Source organism: Streptomyces violaceusniger Tu 4113, from assembly GCF_000147815.2.
GTDB lineage: Bacteria > Actinomycetota > Actinomycetes > Streptomycetales > Streptomycetaceae > Streptomyces > Streptomyces violaceusniger_A.
Genome location: NC_015957.1, coordinates 4661930 through 4679093, shown reverse-complemented (window position 1 = coordinate 4679093; position 17164 = coordinate 4661930). Strand labels below are relative to the sequence as shown.

General features: G+C 71.6%; 18 protein-coding genes. 11 read left to right on the top strand and 7 right to left on the bottom strand.

The window, feature by feature from the left end; translation table 11 throughout:
- Positions 1 to 12: 12 nt before the first annotated feature.
- From STRVI_RS19240 to STRVI_RS19230, 3 genes are all read right to left on the bottom strand, one after another.
- Complete coding sequence (locus tag STRVI_RS19240; protein WP_014057347.1) at positions 13 to 333, bottom strand: hypothetical protein; 321 nt, start codon at positions 331 to 333, stop codon at positions 13 to 15.
- A gap of 53 nt (positions 334 to 386) precedes the next feature.
- A complete protein-coding gene (locus STRVI_RS19235) occupies positions 387 to 1082 on the bottom strand; it encodes a DJ-1/PfpI family protein (protein ID WP_014057346.1) in 696 nt (231 codons plus the stop codon).
- 146 nt (positions 1083 to 1228) lie between these two features.
- Positions 1229 to 2260: a LacI family DNA-binding transcriptional regulator gene (locus tag STRVI_RS19230; RefSeq protein ID WP_014057345.1), complete on the bottom strand. Its 1032-nt coding sequence runs from the start codon at positions 2258 to 2260 to the stop codon at positions 1229 to 1231.
- Positions 2261 to 2370: 110 nt separating this feature from the next.
- Between STRVI_RS19230 and STRVI_RS19225 the strand changes: the two genes are divergently transcribed.
- The 4 genes from STRVI_RS19225 to STRVI_RS19210 all read left to right on the top strand — a co-directional run bounded on the left by STRVI_RS19225 (position 2371) and on the right by STRVI_RS19210 (position 6509).
- On the top strand, positions 2371 to 3549 hold the full coding sequence (locus tag STRVI_RS19225; protein WP_014057344.1) for a phytanoyl-CoA dioxygenase family protein: 1179 nt from the start codon (positions 2371 to 2373) through the stop codon (positions 3547 to 3549).
- Between the two features lie 16 nt (positions 3550 to 3565).
- Entirely contained in the window at positions 3566 to 4342 is a 777-nt protein-coding gene (locus STRVI_RS19220; RefSeq protein ID WP_014057343.1) for an SDR family oxidoreductase, read from the top strand.
- Between the two features lie 143 nt (positions 4343 to 4485).
- Complete coding sequence (locus STRVI_RS19215; RefSeq protein WP_014057342.1) at positions 4486 to 5490, top strand: Gfo/Idh/MocA family protein; 1005 nt, start codon at positions 4486 to 4488, stop codon at positions 5488 to 5490.
- The gene (locus STRVI_RS19210; RefSeq protein WP_014057341.1) at positions 5487 to 6509 is read left to right on the top strand and encodes a Gfo/Idh/MocA family protein; all 1023 of its coding nucleotides are present in this window, start codon (positions 5487 to 5489) and stop codon (positions 6507 to 6509) included. The genes STRVI_RS19215 and STRVI_RS19210 overlap by 4 nt, the downstream gene beginning before the upstream one ends.
- 62 nt (positions 6510 to 6571) lie before the next feature.
- On the opposite strand, the gene STRVI_RS19205 is transcribed toward STRVI_RS19210, so the two are convergent.
- The gene (locus tag STRVI_RS19205; RefSeq protein ID WP_014057340.1) at positions 6572 to 7183 is read right to left on the bottom strand and encodes a TetR/AcrR family transcriptional regulator; all 612 of its coding nucleotides are present in this window, start codon (positions 7181 to 7183) and stop codon (positions 6572 to 6574) included.
- A gap of 231 nt (positions 7184 to 7414) precedes the next feature.
- On the opposite strand from STRVI_RS19205, the gene STRVI_RS19200 reads away from it, so the two are divergent.
- From STRVI_RS19200 to STRVI_RS19180, 5 genes are all read left to right on the top strand, one after another.
- Positions 7415 to 7972: a 2Fe-2S iron-sulfur cluster-binding protein gene (locus STRVI_RS19200; protein ID WP_014057339.1), complete on the top strand. Its 558-nt coding sequence runs from the start codon at positions 7415 to 7417 to the stop codon at positions 7970 to 7972.
- On the top strand, positions 7969 to 8961 hold the full coding sequence (locus STRVI_RS19195; protein WP_014057338.1) for an FAD binding domain-containing protein: 993 nt from the start codon (positions 7969 to 7971) through the stop codon (positions 8959 to 8961). Before STRVI_RS19200 ends, STRVI_RS19195 begins: the two co-directional genes overlap by 4 nt.
- Entirely contained in the window at positions 8958 to 11108 is a 2151-nt protein-coding gene (locus STRVI_RS19190; RefSeq protein ID WP_014057337.1) for a xanthine dehydrogenase family protein molybdopterin-binding subunit, read from the top strand. The genes STRVI_RS19195 and STRVI_RS19190 overlap by 4 nt, the downstream gene beginning before the upstream one ends.
- A gap of 186 nt (positions 11109 to 11294) precedes the next feature.
- Complete coding sequence (locus STRVI_RS19185; protein WP_014057336.1) at positions 11295 to 11828, top strand: ferritin-like domain-containing protein; 534 nt, start codon at positions 11295 to 11297, stop codon at positions 11826 to 11828.
- A gap of 20 nt (positions 11829 to 11848) precedes the next feature.
- Positions 11849 to 12553 (top strand): pentapeptide repeat-containing protein, encoded by a 705-nt coding sequence (locus tag STRVI_RS19180; protein ID WP_014057335.1) that lies wholly within the window; start codon positions 11849 to 11851, stop codon positions 12551 to 12553.
- On the opposite strand, the gene STRVI_RS19175 is transcribed toward STRVI_RS19180, so the two are convergent.
- Positions 12511 to 12855, bottom strand: coding sequence for a hypothetical protein (locus STRVI_RS19175; RefSeq protein ID WP_014057334.1), 345 nt, complete (start codon positions 12853 to 12855; stop codon positions 12511 to 12513). The genes STRVI_RS19180 and STRVI_RS19175 overlap by 43 nt on opposite strands.
- A 204-nt stretch (positions 12856 to 13059) precedes the next feature.
- Between STRVI_RS19175 and STRVI_RS19170 the strand changes: the two genes are divergently transcribed.
- Positions 13060 to 13926 carry an AraC family transcriptional regulator gene (locus STRVI_RS19170; protein ID WP_014057333.1) on the top strand — a complete coding sequence of 289 codons (867 nt, stop codon included), beginning with the start codon at positions 13060 to 13062 and terminating at the stop codon, positions 13924 to 13926.
- 69 nt (positions 13927 to 13995) lie between these two features.
- On the opposite strand, the gene STRVI_RS19165 is transcribed toward STRVI_RS19170, so the two are convergent.
- Both STRVI_RS19165 and STRVI_RS19160 read right to left on the bottom strand, forming a co-directional pair.
- Positions 13996 to 15435 carry an APC family permease gene (locus STRVI_RS19165; RefSeq protein ID WP_014057332.1) on the bottom strand — a complete coding sequence of 480 codons (1440 nt, stop codon included), beginning with the start codon at positions 15433 to 15435 and terminating at the stop codon, positions 13996 to 13998.
- Positions 15429 to 16274 (bottom strand): carbon-nitrogen hydrolase family protein, encoded by an 846-nt coding sequence (locus STRVI_RS19160; RefSeq protein ID WP_014057331.1) that lies wholly within the window; start codon positions 16272 to 16274, stop codon positions 15429 to 15431. Before STRVI_RS19160 ends, STRVI_RS19165 begins: the two co-directional genes overlap by 7 nt.
- 109 nt (positions 16275 to 16383) lie before the next feature.
- Here STRVI_RS19160 and STRVI_RS19155 point away from each other — a divergent pair, with 109 nt between their 5' ends.
- A complete protein-coding gene (locus STRVI_RS19155; RefSeq protein WP_014057330.1) occupies positions 16384 to 17145 on the top strand; it encodes a FadR/GntR family transcriptional regulator in 762 nt (253 codons plus the stop codon).
- The last annotated feature ends 19 nt before the right edge of the window (positions 17146 to 17164 follow it).

Below are 17164 nucleotides of genomic sequence, written 5' to 3'. Positions count from 1 at the left end.
ACTCGGGGAGCGTCAGCCCTCCGCTGCCACGGGGACGGCCCGGCGCTCTCCGGTGACCTTGGAGGAGGGCAGCCGCCCGGCCTTGGAGGTACCGGTCATCGTCTCGCCGTCGACCGTCATGGTGAACGCGAGGTTCAGACGCATGGGCTTGGTGATGGCCTGCCGCCAGGTGAGCCGGTCACCCTCGATCGCCACATCGGCCAACGGGACCTCCTCCCCCGCGCCGTGAGCCGTACCGGTCAACGTGCCGTCCTCGTCGCGGAATTCGGCCACGGCCTTGATCCGCCCGATGGGGGTGGAGACGGTCAGATCCCAGGTGCCTTCAACGGACATGGTGGTGTGCTTCCTCAACGTGGGTCGGGGCGGATTGCGCTGGGGCGGTGTGGTCACAGGGCGATGGGCGACGGCCCGTGGTGGCGCCAGGGGGTGCCGCGGCGCTCGTAGGCGAACAGCTCCTCGACGGCGTGGGCGATCTGCGGCCCCAGTTCGCGCTCCAGCAGGTACAGACCCAGATCGAGCCCGGAGGTGACACCGGCGCCGGTGACCAGGTCGCCGTCGTCGACGACACGGGCCCGGACCACGTTGACACCGGTGGCGTCGAGCATGTCCAGGCCCATGTGGTGGGTGGTGGCCCAGCGGCCCTCCAGCAGACCGGCCATGGCCAGGACGAGCGAGCCGCCGCACACCGTGGCGACGGTCACCTCCGGACGGTCCATGGCCGCCTTCAGCAGCCCCGGCAGGCCGGTGTTCACGGCGCGGCCCAGAGTTACGGGGATGAATTCGTGCTCCCGCCACTCGCCCCCGTCCGCGTCCGCGTCGAGATCGGGGACCTCGCCGGGTTCTCCGACCCGGCCGGCCGCACCGGGGACCACGACCAGGTCCGCCGTCGCGGGATCCAGGGCGGCCGTGGCGCGCAGCGGCACACCGCCGACCCCGCTCACCACCTCACGCGGCCCCTCGGCGGACACCAGCTCGGCGCGCAGCATTCCCCCGGCAGCCATGCCACCGGCGTGCAGCACTTCGTAGGGGGCGAGCACATCGAGGAGGTCGAAGCCGTCGAACAGGACAATCTGGGCGAGCATGAAATGTTCCCTCACATGCGGTCATGGCCAGTCCGTCTGGCCCTGTCCCGACGCTAGGCGAGGGCGGAAACGGCTCCCAGTGGCACGAGCGACATGGTTCAACGGAATATCGCCAAGCGGACGGGAGTGCGCCGCGGGCAGGCGTCTCAGACCAGGTCGGACGGCATGTTGTACGGCGTGACGACTTGGATGGGCGAGGGCAGGGCGGGGCCGTCGTCGGGCAGGGCTCCGTGGGCCCGCATGATGATCTGGCAGGCGCGGCGCATGTCCTGGCGCAGGTCGTGGTGGAGCACCGCGGACAGCCGGCGCTCGCGCAGCAGCCGGGTGTTGTCGTGGTCGAGGTCGTGGGCGATGAACACCTCGTAGGCGCGGCCCAGTTCCTCGAAGGCTTGCATCGTGGCGGTGTTGCCGCCGCCGATCGAGTAGACCGCCCGGATCTCCGGGTCGTGGCGCAGCGCCCGCAGGACCAGGTCACGCTGGGTGGCGTCCAGACCGTCGCTGTCGGTGACCTCGACCAGCGTGCGCCCGGGATGGGCGTTGCGCAGGGCGCTGCGGAACCCCATCTCGCGTTCCTCCTCCCCGCGGAAGAAGCCGCGGCTGATGGTGGTGAGCACATTGCCGGGGCGGTCACCGAGCCACTGTCCCAGGAGGTACGCGGCGGTGGCGCCGGCGGCGCGGTTGTCGATGCCGACGTAGGACCGGCGCGCGCTGCCGGGCAGATCGGTCACCAGGGTCACGACCGGTATGCCCACGGCGGCCAGGCGGCCGACGGCCGCCGTGACCTCCGGGACGTCGGGCGCCTTCAGGACGATCCCCTGGGAGCCGCCGCGCGCGGCCACGCGGTCCAGCGTGGCGATCAGTTCCTCCACCGGACCGGTCTCGCGGAAGTGGAAGCGCGAGCGCAGCACCGCGGGGCGCAGCGCCGGCAGCTCCGCCTCCAGGGCGGCGCGGACCGCCAGGGAGAAGCGCTCCGGCGCCTGCATCACGATGTCGATCATGAAGGTGCGGCCGCCGATACGGACCTGGGTCCGCTGCCGGTCCAGGTCCTTGATCGCCTGGTGGACCTCCCGGATGGTGCTCTCGCGCACGCCGCCCCGGTTGTTCAGCACCCGGTCGACGGTGGCCTCGCTCAGACCCGCCTGCCGGGCGATCTCCCGGATCGGATACGGATGGGACATCGGCGCGCCTCCATGAGGGGTTTTTGATGGACTGCTGAGGATTGCCCGATGCTCGGCTGATCACAACACTGACAGAAAGCCGCAGCCCACGGGAAGGACCGGAAAGCATCATGTCCCTCGTCGCTCCGAGGTCTCATGTCTGGCTCAGTGAGGCCGACTGCACTCTCGACGCCTTCCGCGCCCTGGTCGAGCGGACCCCCGACCCCGGCGACCACCCCGGCGCCGACGCCGTGGAACGACACGTCCCCGTCTACGACGGCGACCGCCTGCGCGCCCGGGCCGCCACGGCGCCCGGCCGCCGGGAGGCGCAGGCGGAACTGGTGGACGCCCTGCTGGACGGCCCCGGCATCGTGGTGTTCAAGGGCGCCTTCCCCGACCGGTCGGTCCTCGACCGGGCCACCGAGGCGTTCACGACGCTGATCGAGGAGGAGCGGGCGGCGGGCTCCGCCCGCGGTGACCACTTCGCCAAGCCCGGCACCAACGACCGGGTCTGGAACGCGCTGGAGAAGCTGGCCCTGGGCGCGCCGGAGGTCTTCGCCGACTACTACGCCAACGACCTCCTCGCCCTGGTGGCCACCGCCTGGCTGGGCCCCGGCTACCAGCTCACCTCACAGATCAACCAGGTCAACCCGGGCGGCGCGGCGCAGAGCGTGCACCGCGACTATCACCTCGGCTTCCTCTCCGAGTCGCAGGCCGCGGCATTTCCGGCCCATGTCCACCGGCTCTCCCCCGTGCTGACCCTGCAGGGCGCGGTCGCCCACTGCGCCATGCCCGTCGAGTCCGGCCCGACGCTCTACCTGCCGTACTCGCAAGCGTACGAGCCCGGCTACCTGGCCTGGCGCCGCCCGGAGTTCATGGCCTACTTCGCCGAGCACCATGTCCAACTGCCGCTGGAGGCGGGCGACGCGGTCTTCTTCAACCCAGCTCTCTTCCACGCCGCCGGGCACAATCGCTCCACGGACATCCAGCGGATGGCGAATCTGCTGCAGATCTCCTCCGCCTTCGGCCGCGCCATGGAGACCGTCGACCGCGCGGCGGTCGTCGACTCCGTCTTCCCCGTGCTGCGGCAGCGCAAGGCGGAAGGCGCCTCCGAGGACTGGCTGCACAACGTCGTCGCGGCCTGTGCCGAGGGCTACCCCTTCCCCACCAACCTCGACCTCGACCCGCCCGTCGGCGGCCTCGCCCCGGACTCCCAGGCCGACATCGTCCGGCGCGCCCTGGAGCAGGACTGGACCCCGGACACCCTGCGCGCCGAGCTGCGGGCAGGCGCCGAGCGCCGCAAGAGCTGAAGGAGACGGATCGCTGATGGGACTGCTGCAGGACAAGATCGTCCTGGTCAACGGAGGCAGCCAGGGAGTCGGCGCCGGTATCGTCCGCGCCGCCGCCCGCGAAGGGGCCACGGTCGCCTTCACCGGACGCCGCCCCGACGTCGGCGAGCCGCTCGCCGGGGAACTCACCGCCCAGGGGGCCACCGCCTCGTTCCACCGCGCCGATCTGGCCGATCCCGCGCAGGCGCGGGGCAGTGTGGCGGAGGTGGTGGCGGCCCACGGCAGGATCGACTGCCTGGTCAACTCCGCCGGGCTCACCTCCCGCGGAACGCTGCTGGACACCACCCCCGAGCTCTTCGACGCGCATATCGCGATCAATCTGCGCGCCCCGTTCTTCGCCATGCAGGCCGCCGTCGCCGACATGGTGGCCAGGAAGGCTCCGGGGACCATCGTCAACATCATCTCCAACTGCGCACACGGCGGGTTTCCGTTCCTGGCGCCGTACTCCGCCGCGAAGGCCGGGCTCGCGGGCCTCACCCGCAACGCCGCCCACGCGCACCGCTGGGACCGCGTCCGTATCAACGGCCTCAACCTCGGCTGGACCGAGACCGAGGGCGAGGACGCCGTCCAGCGCGCCTTCCACGGCGCCGGGGACGATTGGCGCGAGGAGGCGGCCCGCGCCCAGCCGATGGGCAAGCTCGGCCAGGTCGACGAGATCGCCGATTTCGTCGTCCTCCTGCTCTCCGACCGCAGCGGCGTCGTCACCGGCTCGGTCATCGACTGGGACCAGATCGTCGTCGGCGGACTCGGCTGACCCGCCGCGGGGCATGGCCACAAACCGCACCGCCAGAAGCCACACCCTCACAACCCGCACCGCCAAAAGCCACACCCTCACAACCCGCACCGCCAAAAGCCACACCCTCACAGCCCGCACCGTCAGAAAGGGCACAACTCCCCATGCGTATCGGCATCATGGGCCTGGGCCGGATCGGCGCCTTCCACGCCGAAACCTTGTCCACGCTCGACGCGGTGGACTCCCTCGTGGTCACCGACCCGGTCGCCGCTGCCGCCACCACCGCCGCCGAGCGATTCGGCGCCCGGGCGGTCGCCTCGCCGGAGGCCCTGCTCGCCGCCGGTGTGGACGGCGTCGTGATCGCCGCGGCGACCGACGCCCACCCCGAGCTCATCCTCACCGCCGTACGGGCGGGCGTACCGGTCTTCTGCGAGAAGCCGGTGGCGCGCACGATCGAGGAGAGCCTCGATGTCCTCCGCGCGGTGCGGGACAGCGGCGTGGAGGTCCACATCGGCTACAACCGGCGCTTCGACCCCGGTTATGTGGCGGCGCGGAAGGCGGTGGTCAGCGGTGAGCTGGGGCCGCTGACCACGGTGCGCTCCACCACCTTGGACCCCGAGCCGCCTCCGGCCGCCTATGTGGCCGTCTCCGGCGGCATCTTCCGCGACTGCGCCGTGCACGACTTCGACACCGTCCGCTGGATCACCGGCCGCGAGGTCACCGAGGTCTACGCGACCGGCGCCAACCGCGGCGCCGACTACATCGCGGCCGCCGGGGACGTGGACACCGCCTCCGCCCTCCTCACCTTGGACGACGGCACCCTCGCCGTGGTCTCCAACACCCGCCACAATCCGCGCGGTTACGACGCCCGCCTGGAGCTCCACGGGATGAGGGACAGCATCGCCGCGGGCCTGGAGGACAATCTGCCGCTGCGCTCCGTCGAACCGGGCGCCACCTTTCCCGGCGGCACCCCGCACCACTTCTTCATGGACCGCTTCGCCACCGCCTACCGGGCCGAGCTCACCGCCTTCACCGAGGTCGCGGCGGGTCTACGGCCCTCCCCCTGCACCGTCGCCGACGCCGTCGAGGCCGGCTGGATCGCCGAGGCGTGCACCCTGTCCCTGCACGAGCACCGCCCCGTGAGCATGGAGGAGGTACGGAAGGCATGACGACAGCCGAACCGCTGCGCATCGGAATCCTGGGCGCCGCCCGGATCTCCGGGCTCTCCCTGGTCGGCCCCGCCCGTGCGGGAGGCCACCGCCTCGTCGCGGTGGCCGCCCGCACCCGCGGCCGGGCCGATGCCTTCGCCGCCGAGCACGGCGTCGAGCGCGTCCTCGACTCCTACGCCGAGGTGATCGACGACCCCGAGGTGGAGGTGGTCTACAACCCGCTGGCCAACAGCCTCCACGGCCCGTGGAACCTCGCCGCCCTCGCCGCGGGCAAGCACGTCCTGAGCGAGAAGCCCTCGGCGAGCAACGCCGAGGAGGCCACCGAGGTGCGCGACGCCGCCGCCAAGGCGGGCACCGTCTTCATGGAGGGCTTCCACTACCTCTTCCACCCCGTCACCCGCCGCCTCCACGAACTGCTGGGCTCCGGGGAACTCGGGGAGCTGCGGCACGTCGAGACGATGGTCGCCATGCCCGCTCCGCCCGGGTCCGACCCCCGCTGGTCCCTCCCCCTGGCCGGGGGCGCCCTCATGGACCTGGGCTGCTACAGCCTGCACGCCCAGCGCACGCTCGCGCCCTGGGCCGGTGGTCCCCCGCACCTGGTCACCGCCCGCGGCGGCGCACGGCAGGGCGCACCGGATGTCGACGAGTGGCTGGACGCGGAACTGGCCTTCCCGAACGGTGCCACCGGATCCGCCCGTTGCCATATGGCTTACGGGGCCTTGCGGATGAGCCTCCGGGTCGTCGGCTCGCGGGGCGAGGCCACGGCCGTGAACTTCGTCCAGCCCCACCTGGACGACCGTGTCCTGGTGCGCACGGCCGGGGGCGAGCGGACCGAGGAGCTGGGCAAGCGCTCCTCGTACACCTACCAGTTGGAGGCCTATGCCGCTCGTCTACGGCAGGGCGCGCCGCTTCCGCTGGACGCGGAGGACGCGCTGACCACCATGTCCCTGATCGACGGGTGCTACCGCACCGCCGGGTTCCCGCCCCGGCCCCGCGCCGCGCTTCCCACCTCGGGCTGATCCCGCACGGGGGCATGGTCCCGGCCGTGCCCCCGCCGGTCGGCCTGTCCCCGGCCGCCGGCTCAGCTCGCCGTATCGGCCGTCGACCCCGGCCGGGCCGCCGCGGGCGCGCCCACGCGCAGTCCGTCCATGACCAGATCCAGCAGCCGTCTGGCGCGCACCGGCCCCTGGTCATCGGGGCTGATCTGCCACAGACCGGAGATGGCGAGCAGGAAGTCGTCGGTGGTCACGTCCGGGCGGATCGTGCCGACCTCCTCGTTCGCCTTCAGCAGAAGCGCGACGGCCTCGGTCAGCTGGCCGTGACCCGGTTTCTTCTGGCCACAGGCGCTGCTGAGGGCCTTGTGCAGCGCGTCGGCCAGACCGGCCTTGGCCATGGCGAACCGGGCGAGGTGCCCCATCCACTCCCGCAGCGCCTCATCCGGCGCGCGGGTACGGAGCAGCTCGGCCGCGATGTCCGCGACCTGCAGCATCTCGTAGCGGTAGATCTCCAGCACGAGGGCCTCGCGGCTGGGGAAGTTGCGGTACAGCGTGCCCTGTCCGACGCCCGCCTTCTTCGCGATGGTGCTCAGGGGGACATCCGCCGAGCGCGTCAGCTCCGCCAGCGCCACTTCCAGGATGCGCTCGCGGTTCGCTTGCGCGTCCGAGCGCAGACGCGCGTCCTTTTCTGCCCGCACTCGTCCTCCTTCCGGACACCGCCATAGCGCCGACCTTGCCCAGCGGACAAGTGTCCGCTACGTTTCATGCATAGCGGACAGGCGTCCGCTTAGGTCCACCTTACCGGCTGAAATGGCCCGTGGGGATGGCCGGAACCGAGCGCCGACCGGCATTCTCACGCATTCCCCTCCCCCGGGACCCCCTCCTTGGACGACTTCGACGCGCACCACACCCGCGAAAGAAGGCTGATCATGGCCCCATCGACGTCCAGCGTCATCACGCTGACCATCAACGGCGAGAAGTACACGCTGCCCGTCGACCACCGCACCACCCTGCTCGACGCCCTGCGTGAGCGTCTCGACCTCACCGGGACGAAGAAGGGCTGCGACCAGGGCCAGTGCGGGGCCTGCACGGTACTGCTCGACGGCCGCCGGGCCGTCTCCTGCCTGCAGCTCGCGGTGGCGGCCGAGGGCCGCGACGTCACCACGATCGAGGGCGTGGCCGACGGCGACCGGCTGCATCCGGTGCAGCAGGCGTTCCTCGACCTCGACGGCTACCAGTGCGGCTACTGCACCCCGGGGCAGATCTGTTCCGCCCTCGCCGTGATCGAGGAACACGCGGCGGGCTGGCCGAGCGCCGTCACCGCCGACGTCCGCCCCGAAGCGGGGCCCCCACCACTGACCGCGGACGAGATCCGGGAGCGGATGAGCGGCAACCTGTGCCGCTGCGGCGCGTATGTGTCGATCGTGCAGGCGGTCGCGCAGGCGGCCGAGGTGCAGGCGACCGGAACCGAGGAGGCCGTCGCATGAAGGAGTTCGGCTACCAGCGCGTCCTCGACGTCTCCGAGGCGATCGCCATCCTCGGCGCCGATCCCGACGCGCGTTTCCTCGGCGGCGGCACCAATCTGGTCGATCTGATGAAGACCGGCATCGAGCGGCCCGGACGCCTCGTCGACGTACGCGAACTGCCCCTGGACCGCGTCGAGATGACGCCGGACGGCGGTCTGCTCATCGGGGCCACCGTCACCAACAGCGATCTCGCCGCCCACCCCGAGGTACGGCGCCGCTACCCGGCCCTCGCGCAGGCCGTCCTGGCCGGTGCGTCGGGGCAGCTGCGCAATATGGCCACCGTCGGCGGGAATCTGCTCCAGCGCACCCGCTGCGGCTACTTCACCGATGTGGCGGGGCCCTGCAACAAGCGCCTGCCCGGCAGCGGCTGCCCGGCCATCGAGGGTGAGCACCACAACCACGCGATCCTCGGCGCCTCCGAGCACTGCGTGGCCACCCACCCCTCGGACATGGGGGTCGCGCTCGCCGCCTTCGACGCCGTCGTGCGGTACGAAACCGCCGACGGGCCGGGCGAGTTGCCGCTCGCGGACTTCTATCTGCCCGTGGGCGACACCCCGCACCTGGAGACGGCACTGCCCTCCGGCGCGCTGATCACCGGCGTCATCCTGCCCCCGGCCCCGGTCGCCGCGCACTCCCACTACCGCAAGGTCCGCGAGCGCGCGTCCTACGCCTTCGCCATCGGCTCGATCGCCGCCGCCCTCGACGTCCGGGACGGCGTCGTCCACGAGGTCCGCCTCGCCTTCGGAGCGGTCGCCTCCCGGCCGTGGCGGGCCCTGGAGGCCGAGCGGGCGCTGACCGGAGGCCCGGCGACCGCCGAGGCGTTCGCCGCCGCCGCGGACGCGGAGCTGGCCGCCGCCGAGGCACTGCCCCACAACGGATACAAGGTGCCGCTGATGCGCAACCTCGTCGTGGCCCTGCTGACCGAACTCGCCGAGGAGGCCGCCCGATGACCACGACGACCGGAACCACCACGACGACGGGGGCCCTCGGCACCGCGCGCACCCGCGTCGAGGGCCGGGAAAAGGTCACCGGGGCGGCCCGCTACTCGGGCGACATCCCGCTGCCCGAACTCGCCCACGGCTGGCTGGTGTTGTCCACCATCGCCCGCGGCCGGGTCCGCTCGGTCGAGGCCGACTCCGTCCTGGCCATGCCCGGTGTTCTCGCGGTCCTCGACCATGAGAACGCCCCGCGCGTCAACCTGGACTACATGGGCATGATCGGGCCGCCCGACCCGATCATCGGGGTCTTCCAGCACGACCGTGTCCCCTTCCGGGGCTGGCCGGTGGCGCTGGTCGTCGCCGAGCGGCCCGAGCAGGCCCGGGAGGCCGCGGAAGCGCTGGTGGTCCGGTACGACCAGGAGTCGCACGACATCGACTTCTTCGCCGGGCACCCCGATGTGTACACCCCCGGGGACTCGCCGTTCGGGGCGGCGGAGACGACGAAGGGCGACATCGAGGCGGAACTCGCCGCCTCCACGTTCGTCGTGGACGCCGAGTACACCACCCCGGAAGAACACCACAACCCCATGGAGCCGCACGCGGCGACGGCCCACTGGGACGGCGGCCGGCTCGAGGTCCTCGACTCCAATCAGGGCAGTACGCTCGTGGCCGGTGAGCTCGCGCAGATCTTCTCCCTCGACACGGAGTCGGTGCGGGTGCGGTCCGAGCACGTCGGCGGCGGCTTCGGCTCCAAGACGATCCGCCCGCACCAGGTGGCCGCCGCCATGGCCGCGACCATCCTCGACCGTCCGGTCCGCGTCGTCATGACCCGCCGCCAGATGTTCTCGACCATCGGCTATCGCAGCCCCACCGCGCAGCGGGTCCGGCTCGGCGCCGACGCGTCGGGGCGGCTGCGCGCGCTCGACCACCGGTCCGAATGCGTCACCTCGACCGTGCACGAATTCATCGAGCGCAGCGCCACGGTGGCGCGTGTGATGTACGACGCCGACGCGCACCACACCAGCGACCGCGTCGTACGGCTCGATGTGCCGACCCCGACCTTCATGCGCGCCCCCGGCGAGGCACCGGGCTCGTTCGCACTGGAGTGCGCACTCGACGAACTCGCCGAGACCTCCGGCATCGACCCGATCGCGCTGCGCGTCCGTAATGAACCCGACCGGGGCCCCGTCTCCGGCCTGCCGTTCAGCAGCCGCAATCTGGTGGCCTGCTACGAGGAGGGCGCCCGCCGGTTCGGCTGGGCGGACCGGGATCCGCGTCCGGGGCTGCGCCGCGAGGGACGGTGGCTGCTCGGAACGGGTATGGCGGCGGCCAGCTTCCACTCCGGGGCGGGCCCGTCCACGGCGGGCGTGACGGCGGAGGCGGACGGCACCTTCACCGTGCGCATCAACGCGGCGGACATCGGGACCGGCGCCCGGACCGGCATCGCCCTGGTCGCCGCGGACGCGCTGGCAGTGGATCCGGACCGGGTCCGGGTGGTCATGGCGGACAGCGACCTCGGCCCGGCGATGATCGCCGGTGGCTCGATGGGCATGCGCTCCTGGGCATGGGCGGTGTCGATCGCGGTGCGCGAGCTGCGCGAGCGGCTGGCCCTGGGCGGCGATATCCCGCCCGAGGGAATCACCGCGCGGTCCGACACCTCCGAGGCGATCGGCGCCCTCTCGAAGAAGGAACGGCACTCCTTCGGGGCGCAGTTCGCCGAGGTGGCCGTGGATGTCACCAGCGGAGAGGTCCGGGTGCGGCGGATGCTCGGGATCTTCGCGGCGGGCCGGATCGTCAACCCCCTCACCGCGCGCAACCAGCTCGTCGGCGGGATGACCTGGGGAATCTCCATGGCCCTGCACGAGGAGGCGGTCCGGGACCGGGCCTCGGGCGGCCATGTCGGCCCCGATCTCGCGGGCTATCACTTCGCCGCGAACGCCGATGTGCCGCTCATCGAGGCGGACTGGGTGGACGACCCGGACCCGGACGACCCGGTCGGCATCAAGGGCGTCGGTGAGATCGGCATCGTGGGAGCCGCGGCGGCCATCGCCAACGCGGTGTGGCACGCCACCGGCGTCCGCCACCGCAACCTGCCGATCCGCCCGGACCGGGTCCTGTCGGCGGGGACGGGCGTGCCGGAGCCCGGCCACGGAGGCTGATCCCGCCATCGAGTGATCGGCGCCGGCCGGGCCCACAGCCTGGCCGGCGCCGCACTCGTTGGCGGGCCGGATACCGCCGATCGGCTGGCGCTGTGCGGCGATCCAGTCATCTTCACCCTCTGCCCGATGCCCTCCGGGCCCCGCGGGGAACACTCGCCCAACCCGAGGAAAGCAGAGAGGGCACCGATGAGCGACGACTTCGTGCTGGACGTGACCAAGATCCGCGACGAGGCCCGCCGGAAGATGACGGCCGGACCGGTGACGGACACCTACGGACTGGACAAGGACCGGGTCATCGGCATCCTCAATGACGTCATCGCGACCGAGGTGGTGTGCTGGCTGCGCTACACCCGCCATGCCATCTCCGCCAGCGGGATCGACCGCGCCCAAGTCTCCTCGGAGTTCACCGAGCACGCGAAGGAGGAGATGCAGCACGCGCTGCGCGCCGCCGAACGCGTCTCCCAGCTCGGCGCCAACCCCGACTTCGACCCCGCCTCGCTGGCCCAGCGCGCCCACACCGACTACACCACACCGCCCGACAACGACCTCAAGGCGATGCTGGAGCACAATCTGCTCGCCGAGCGCATCGTGATCGCCAGCTATCAGGAGATCATCCGCTGGCTGGGCGAACACGACCCGACCACCCGCCGGCTGATGGAGTCGATCCTGGAGCAAGAGGAGGAGCATGCCGACGATCTGGTGGACCTGATCGGCGTCTGACAGCCGTGGTGGGTCGGCCCATGACCACGCGTTGGCCCCGTTCGCTCTCCTGCCTCATCCTGACCGCCCTGTCGTCGGCCCTGCTCGTCGGGTGCGGGGCGGACAAGCATGGCCGGAGCTGCTCCGGCCATGCGGGCAAGGATCTCTCCAGCCGCACCGTCTCCGGTGGCGACCTGTGGCAGAAGAAGATGCGGTGCGTCAACCTCGAACGCTCCACCCTGACCGGGCTGGTGTCCGAGGCCAACCTGCGCCGCGGCAACCTCTACGAAGCGCGGCTGGCCGGTGTCTCCCTGGAGAACGTCGACCTGCGCAACGCCGACCTCCGCCGGGCCGACCTCACCTCCGCCACCCTCTCCCAGGTCGACCTGCGCGGCGCCGATCTGAGCGGGGCCATGCTCGGCAAGGGCCTGCTCACCGACGTCAGCTTCGATCGCGCACAGCTGGACGGCGCGGATCTGCGGGCGGCGTCCCTCACCCATGTCGGCCTCATCAAAGCGGACCTGAGCGGCGCCGATCTGGGCGGAGCCACGGTGTCCGACTCCGATCTCCGCGGCGCACGGCTGCGGGAGGCCGATATCTCGACGACGAGCTGGGAGAACGTCCTGTGCCCGGACGGCTCGCGGTCGAGCGCACGGGATTCCTGCGCCGACCATCTGAGCCGGGCCGAGTCCCGGGCGGCGGGTCAGTTCCCCGCGCCGTCGGCCGCCTTGCCGGATGCGCCCTGAGACGCCTTCTGCGCGACACGGTGCGCCTGTTCGAGACCTGCCATGTAGGCGTCCAGATAGTCGGCGTCCGACAGCCGGGCGCACGGTCCGGGGACGGGGTGGGAGCGGACCGCTCCGCCCTTGTGTGCGGCGGCGCGGTCGGCGATGGCATCGACACAGCGCTGGGTGTTCTCGGCTTTCTCGGCGGCGGCCGGAGTGCCGCTCGGGTTGCGCTTGTCGCCCGTGTCACCACCGCTGGAACAGCCGGTCAGCAGCAGGGTGATGGCGATGACGGCCGCGGCTTCGAGGGCAGGGGTGCGCATATGTCTCCCAGGGGCGTCGATGGTGGGGTGCATCATGCGGCGCCGGGGCGGCGGGGCGGGAGAGCCGGGTGACCGTTGTGATGAAACGGTGACCGAACGGGCGTACAGGGCGATCCCGCACACCCGACCGGAGCGGGCACAGAATGTCGGGTCCCGCGACGTGCGGACTTCCTAACGTGAGGGGCGTCGGGGAAGGAGACCGAGGTGCTGGAGCGGCTGAACAAGGCACTGGAACACATCGAGTCGCGTCTCGATCAGCGGATCGAGACGGCCGAGTTGGCGCGGATCGCGGTGACGTCGGAGTACCACTTCCGCCGGCTGTTCTCCGCGCTGGCGGGGATCCCGCTGTCGGAGTACATCCGGCGCAGGAGGCTCACCATCGCGGGGGCCGAGGTGCTCGCCGGGGAGCGGACACTCCTGGAGATCGCGGTGCGCTACGGCTACGGCTCGGGCGAGGCGTTCGCGCGGGCGTTCCGGGCCATGCACGGTGTGGGGCCGGGCGACGCCCGGCGGGCAGGTGCCGTACTGCGCTCCCAACCGCGGATGTCCTTCCGCCTCATTGTCGAAGGGAGCAGCAGCATGCGATACCGGGTCGTGGAGAAGGAGCGATTCCATGTGGTCGGCAAGAAGGTCCGGGTCCCGCTCGTCCATGAGGGGGTGAATCCGCGGATCGCGGAGTTCATCCGGGGTATCGGCCAGGAGACGATCGGGCGGATCACCGCCCTGTCCGATCAGGAGCCGGAGGGGATCCTGGGCGTGAGCGACAACCTCGACCCGAGCCGGGCGGAGGGCACCGAACTCGACTACTACCACGCGGTGGTGACCGGAGCCGCCGCCCCAAAGGACCTGGACGAGCTTGTCGTCCCGGCCGGGACATGGGCCGTCTTCGAGAACTCCGGACCGTTCCCGCAGGCGCTCCAGCACCTGTGGCGGGACGTCTTCACCCAGTGGTTCCCGTCCAACCCGTACCAGAGCAGGCCGGGGCCGGAGATCCTGCGCACCCGGCTGTCGCAGGACGCGGCGCGGGCGGACGCGGAGCTGTGGATCCCCGTGGAGCGGACCGCGGTCTGACACTCCGCCCGGCCGTCACGACGGCCGGGCGGAGCCGCGTCTCCTGCACGGCCGGGCGGAGCCCGCGTCTCACACACGCCCCCGCGGGCCGTGAGCCCCTCGGACCAGGCCGGCGATGAGCGCGAGGAAGGGGATGGCGCCGAGGACGATGCTCACGCCCACACCACCGCCGGTGACGAGGGTGAAGTTGGAGAACACCAGCCACAGCGCGGTCAGCAGTCCGGCCACGGCCAGCAGCGGGGCGATCCGGGTCTGCCAGGGCCTGCCCGCGGCGAGCTGGGCGTTGCGCGCGAAGAAGACGACCACGGCGGCGGACGTGATCAGCATGAGCAGGATCATGCCCACCGTCGCCAACCCCGCCATGGAGCCGAAGACACCCACCAGCGGATCGAGTCCGATGACGGCGCAGGCGACGACCAGGACCAGCGCGGTGGCGGTCTGGACGACCGAGGAGACGGACGGCGAGTGGTGGCGCGGGTGGACGACGCCCAGCCGTGCGGGGAGGAGGTCCTGGCGGGCGAGGGTGAAGGTGTAGCGGGCGATGACGTTGTGGAAGGACAGCACGCAGGCGAAGAGGCTGCTGAGCAGCAGTACCTGCATGACGTCCCGCAGGGCGGTGCCGACGTAGGCCTGGGCGGTGTCCATGAGCATGTTGCCCTGGCTGTCCAGGGTCTTCTGGGCCACGGCCGGGGCGTCATCGGTGCCCGCCGCCAGGACCAGCGCCCAGCAGGACAGCGTGTAGAAGCCGCCGATGATCAGGACGGCGAGGTAGGTGGCCCGGGGGATGGTCCGCTCCGGGTCGCGGGCCTCGTCCCGGAAGACGGCGGTGGCCTCGAAACCGATGAATCCGGTGATCGCGAACAGCACGGCCACGCCCAGCGGTCCGGAGAACGCCGCATGCGGGGTGAACGACTCGACGTTGACACCGTGGGCGCCGCCCCGGGCGAAGATCCCCGCGTCCAGGACGAGGACCACCACGATCTCCAGGACGAGTGCCACACCGAGGACCTTGGAGCTGAGGTCGATATGGCGGTAGCCGAGGAGGGCCACGATGCCCAGGGCCGCGAGCGCCCACACCCACCAGGGCAGAGTGGGCCCGCCGAAGGTGTGCAGGACATCGTTGACGGCCCAGCCCAGGTAGCCGTAGACGCCGACCTGGATCGCCGTGTACGCGACCAGCGCGACGGCGGCCGTGCCCACTCCGACGCGGTCCCCCAGGCCACGGGTGGCGTAGGCGTAGAAGGCGCCGGCCTGCGGAACGTGGGGCGTCATGGTGACGAAGCCGACCGCGAAGACCAGCAGGACCAGCGAGGCGAGGGCGAAGCCGACGGGGGCTCCGGCGCCGGGGCCGCCCGCGATGGCGAGCGGGACATTGCCGCCGACCACCGTCAGGGGCGCGGCGGCGGCGATCACCATGAAGACGATGGCACCGGTGCCGAGCCGCCCCGACAGATTCGCTTGTGCCGGTTGCCGGGTGGAGGACGCGTGCGCGTCGGAGTCGGTCAGCATGACGGGTCCTTGGTGGCGCGGGCGGACGGGGTGAAGAGGTCTGGCCGGAGGTCGGCCAGGTACGGATTGGCCTTGCGCGCTTGCCGGACCGTGTGTGGGTCCACGGTCGCGAAGAGCAGCCGGTTGCCGTGTTCGGCGCTGTCCAGCACGGTCGCCGACGGGCTCACGATGGAGCTGCGGCCGACGTAGCGCAGTGAACCCTCGTCGCCGTCATGGTTGACGTAGGCGATGTAGATCTGGTTTTCCCAGGCGCGCACCCTCAGCAGGTGCTCGGCGATGAACTCGTACGGTTGCATCTGGGCGGTCGGGACCGCGACGAGATCCGCACCGGCGAGGGCGGCGGCCCGCACGTTCTCGGGGAACTCCACGTCGTAGCAGATCAGCATCGCGATGCGGACGCCCTCGTAGTCGATGACGGGAGCGGGCCGGTCGCCGGGGGTGAAGTACCTGCGGTCGAGTTCGCCGAAGAGATGGTTCTTGCGGTGCCGGGCGAGGACCGCTCCGGCCGGGTCGATGAAGAAGGCACTGTTGTAGCAGGCGCCGGAGTCGTACTCGGGCGCTCCGAGGACGAGCGCGATGCCATGGGAGGTGGCGATTTCCCGGGCCGGTGACAGCAGGTCGGTGCGGGCCAGGTCCCGGACGGCGTCGCCGATGTCGTAGCCGGTCACGAACAGCTCGGTGGTGATCAGAAGTTCGGCGCCTTCGGCACGGGCCCGGCGGCAGGCCGCGTCCAGTTCGTGGAGGTTGGCGCCGACGTCGCCGGGCGTTCCCGCCGTCTGCAGTCCGGAGATCTTCATCAGTGCCTTTGGAGTGGGCGTCCAGGGGTGAATGCGAGCCATGAAAACATGCTCACTTTGATCAGGTAAACCCCCGGAGGTCACGGTTACGCAAAGCGGCGGCCCCTGCAAGAAGGCCGTGGGGCGGCCCCGAGCCCCCTACTCTGAGGGCATGGCGATCCAGGAACCGTCCGGCGCACCGAGCGCCCTGACCAGCAGCGCCCTCGCCGCGATCCGCCGCACCAGCGCCGTCGACACCGTTCGGGCCCGGATCTCCCTGGCGGTCGACCTGGGCCTGCTGGCGCCCGGTGAGCGGCTGCCCAATGTCCAGGCCACGGCGGCGGCGCTCGGGGTCGGCGAGATCACCGTCCGCCGGGCCTTCGGCACCCTGGAGCGCGAAGGCGTGGTCGAGCGGCGCCCGGGGCGCACGGGCGGCACCTTCATCGCGGAGCGGCCCCGCCGCCGCACCGTGGCGCAGGTCGCCGCGTACCGGGAGGACAGCGAACGGGTCCACCGGCTGATCGACGAGCGCATCGTGCTGGAGGCCGGTTTCGCGCATCTGGCCGCCGAGCGGCTCGATCGGGACGGGCTCGACCGGCTCGATCAGTGTATCCGGGAGATGGACGCGGCCGAGAGCTGGGCCGAGTTCCACGCCAGCGACCAGCGGTTCCATCTGGCCCTCGCGGAGGGCGCCGGGCTGTCCGCCGCCCTGGGGATGTACCAGCGGGTCACCGGAGAGCTGTACGCGTACTTCCTGCCGTACCCGATGGGCTACCTCCGCAGCAGCAACGAGCAGCACAGGGCCATCCGGGCCGCGCTCGGCGCGCAGCGCGCCACCGTGGCGGCCGGCCTCCTCCGGGACCATGTCGCGGAGCTCCACCACTCGATGTACGTCGGCCTGGCGGATACCGCCGAGCGGGGCGACGACGGCTGACACCGGCGCCGCCCGCGCG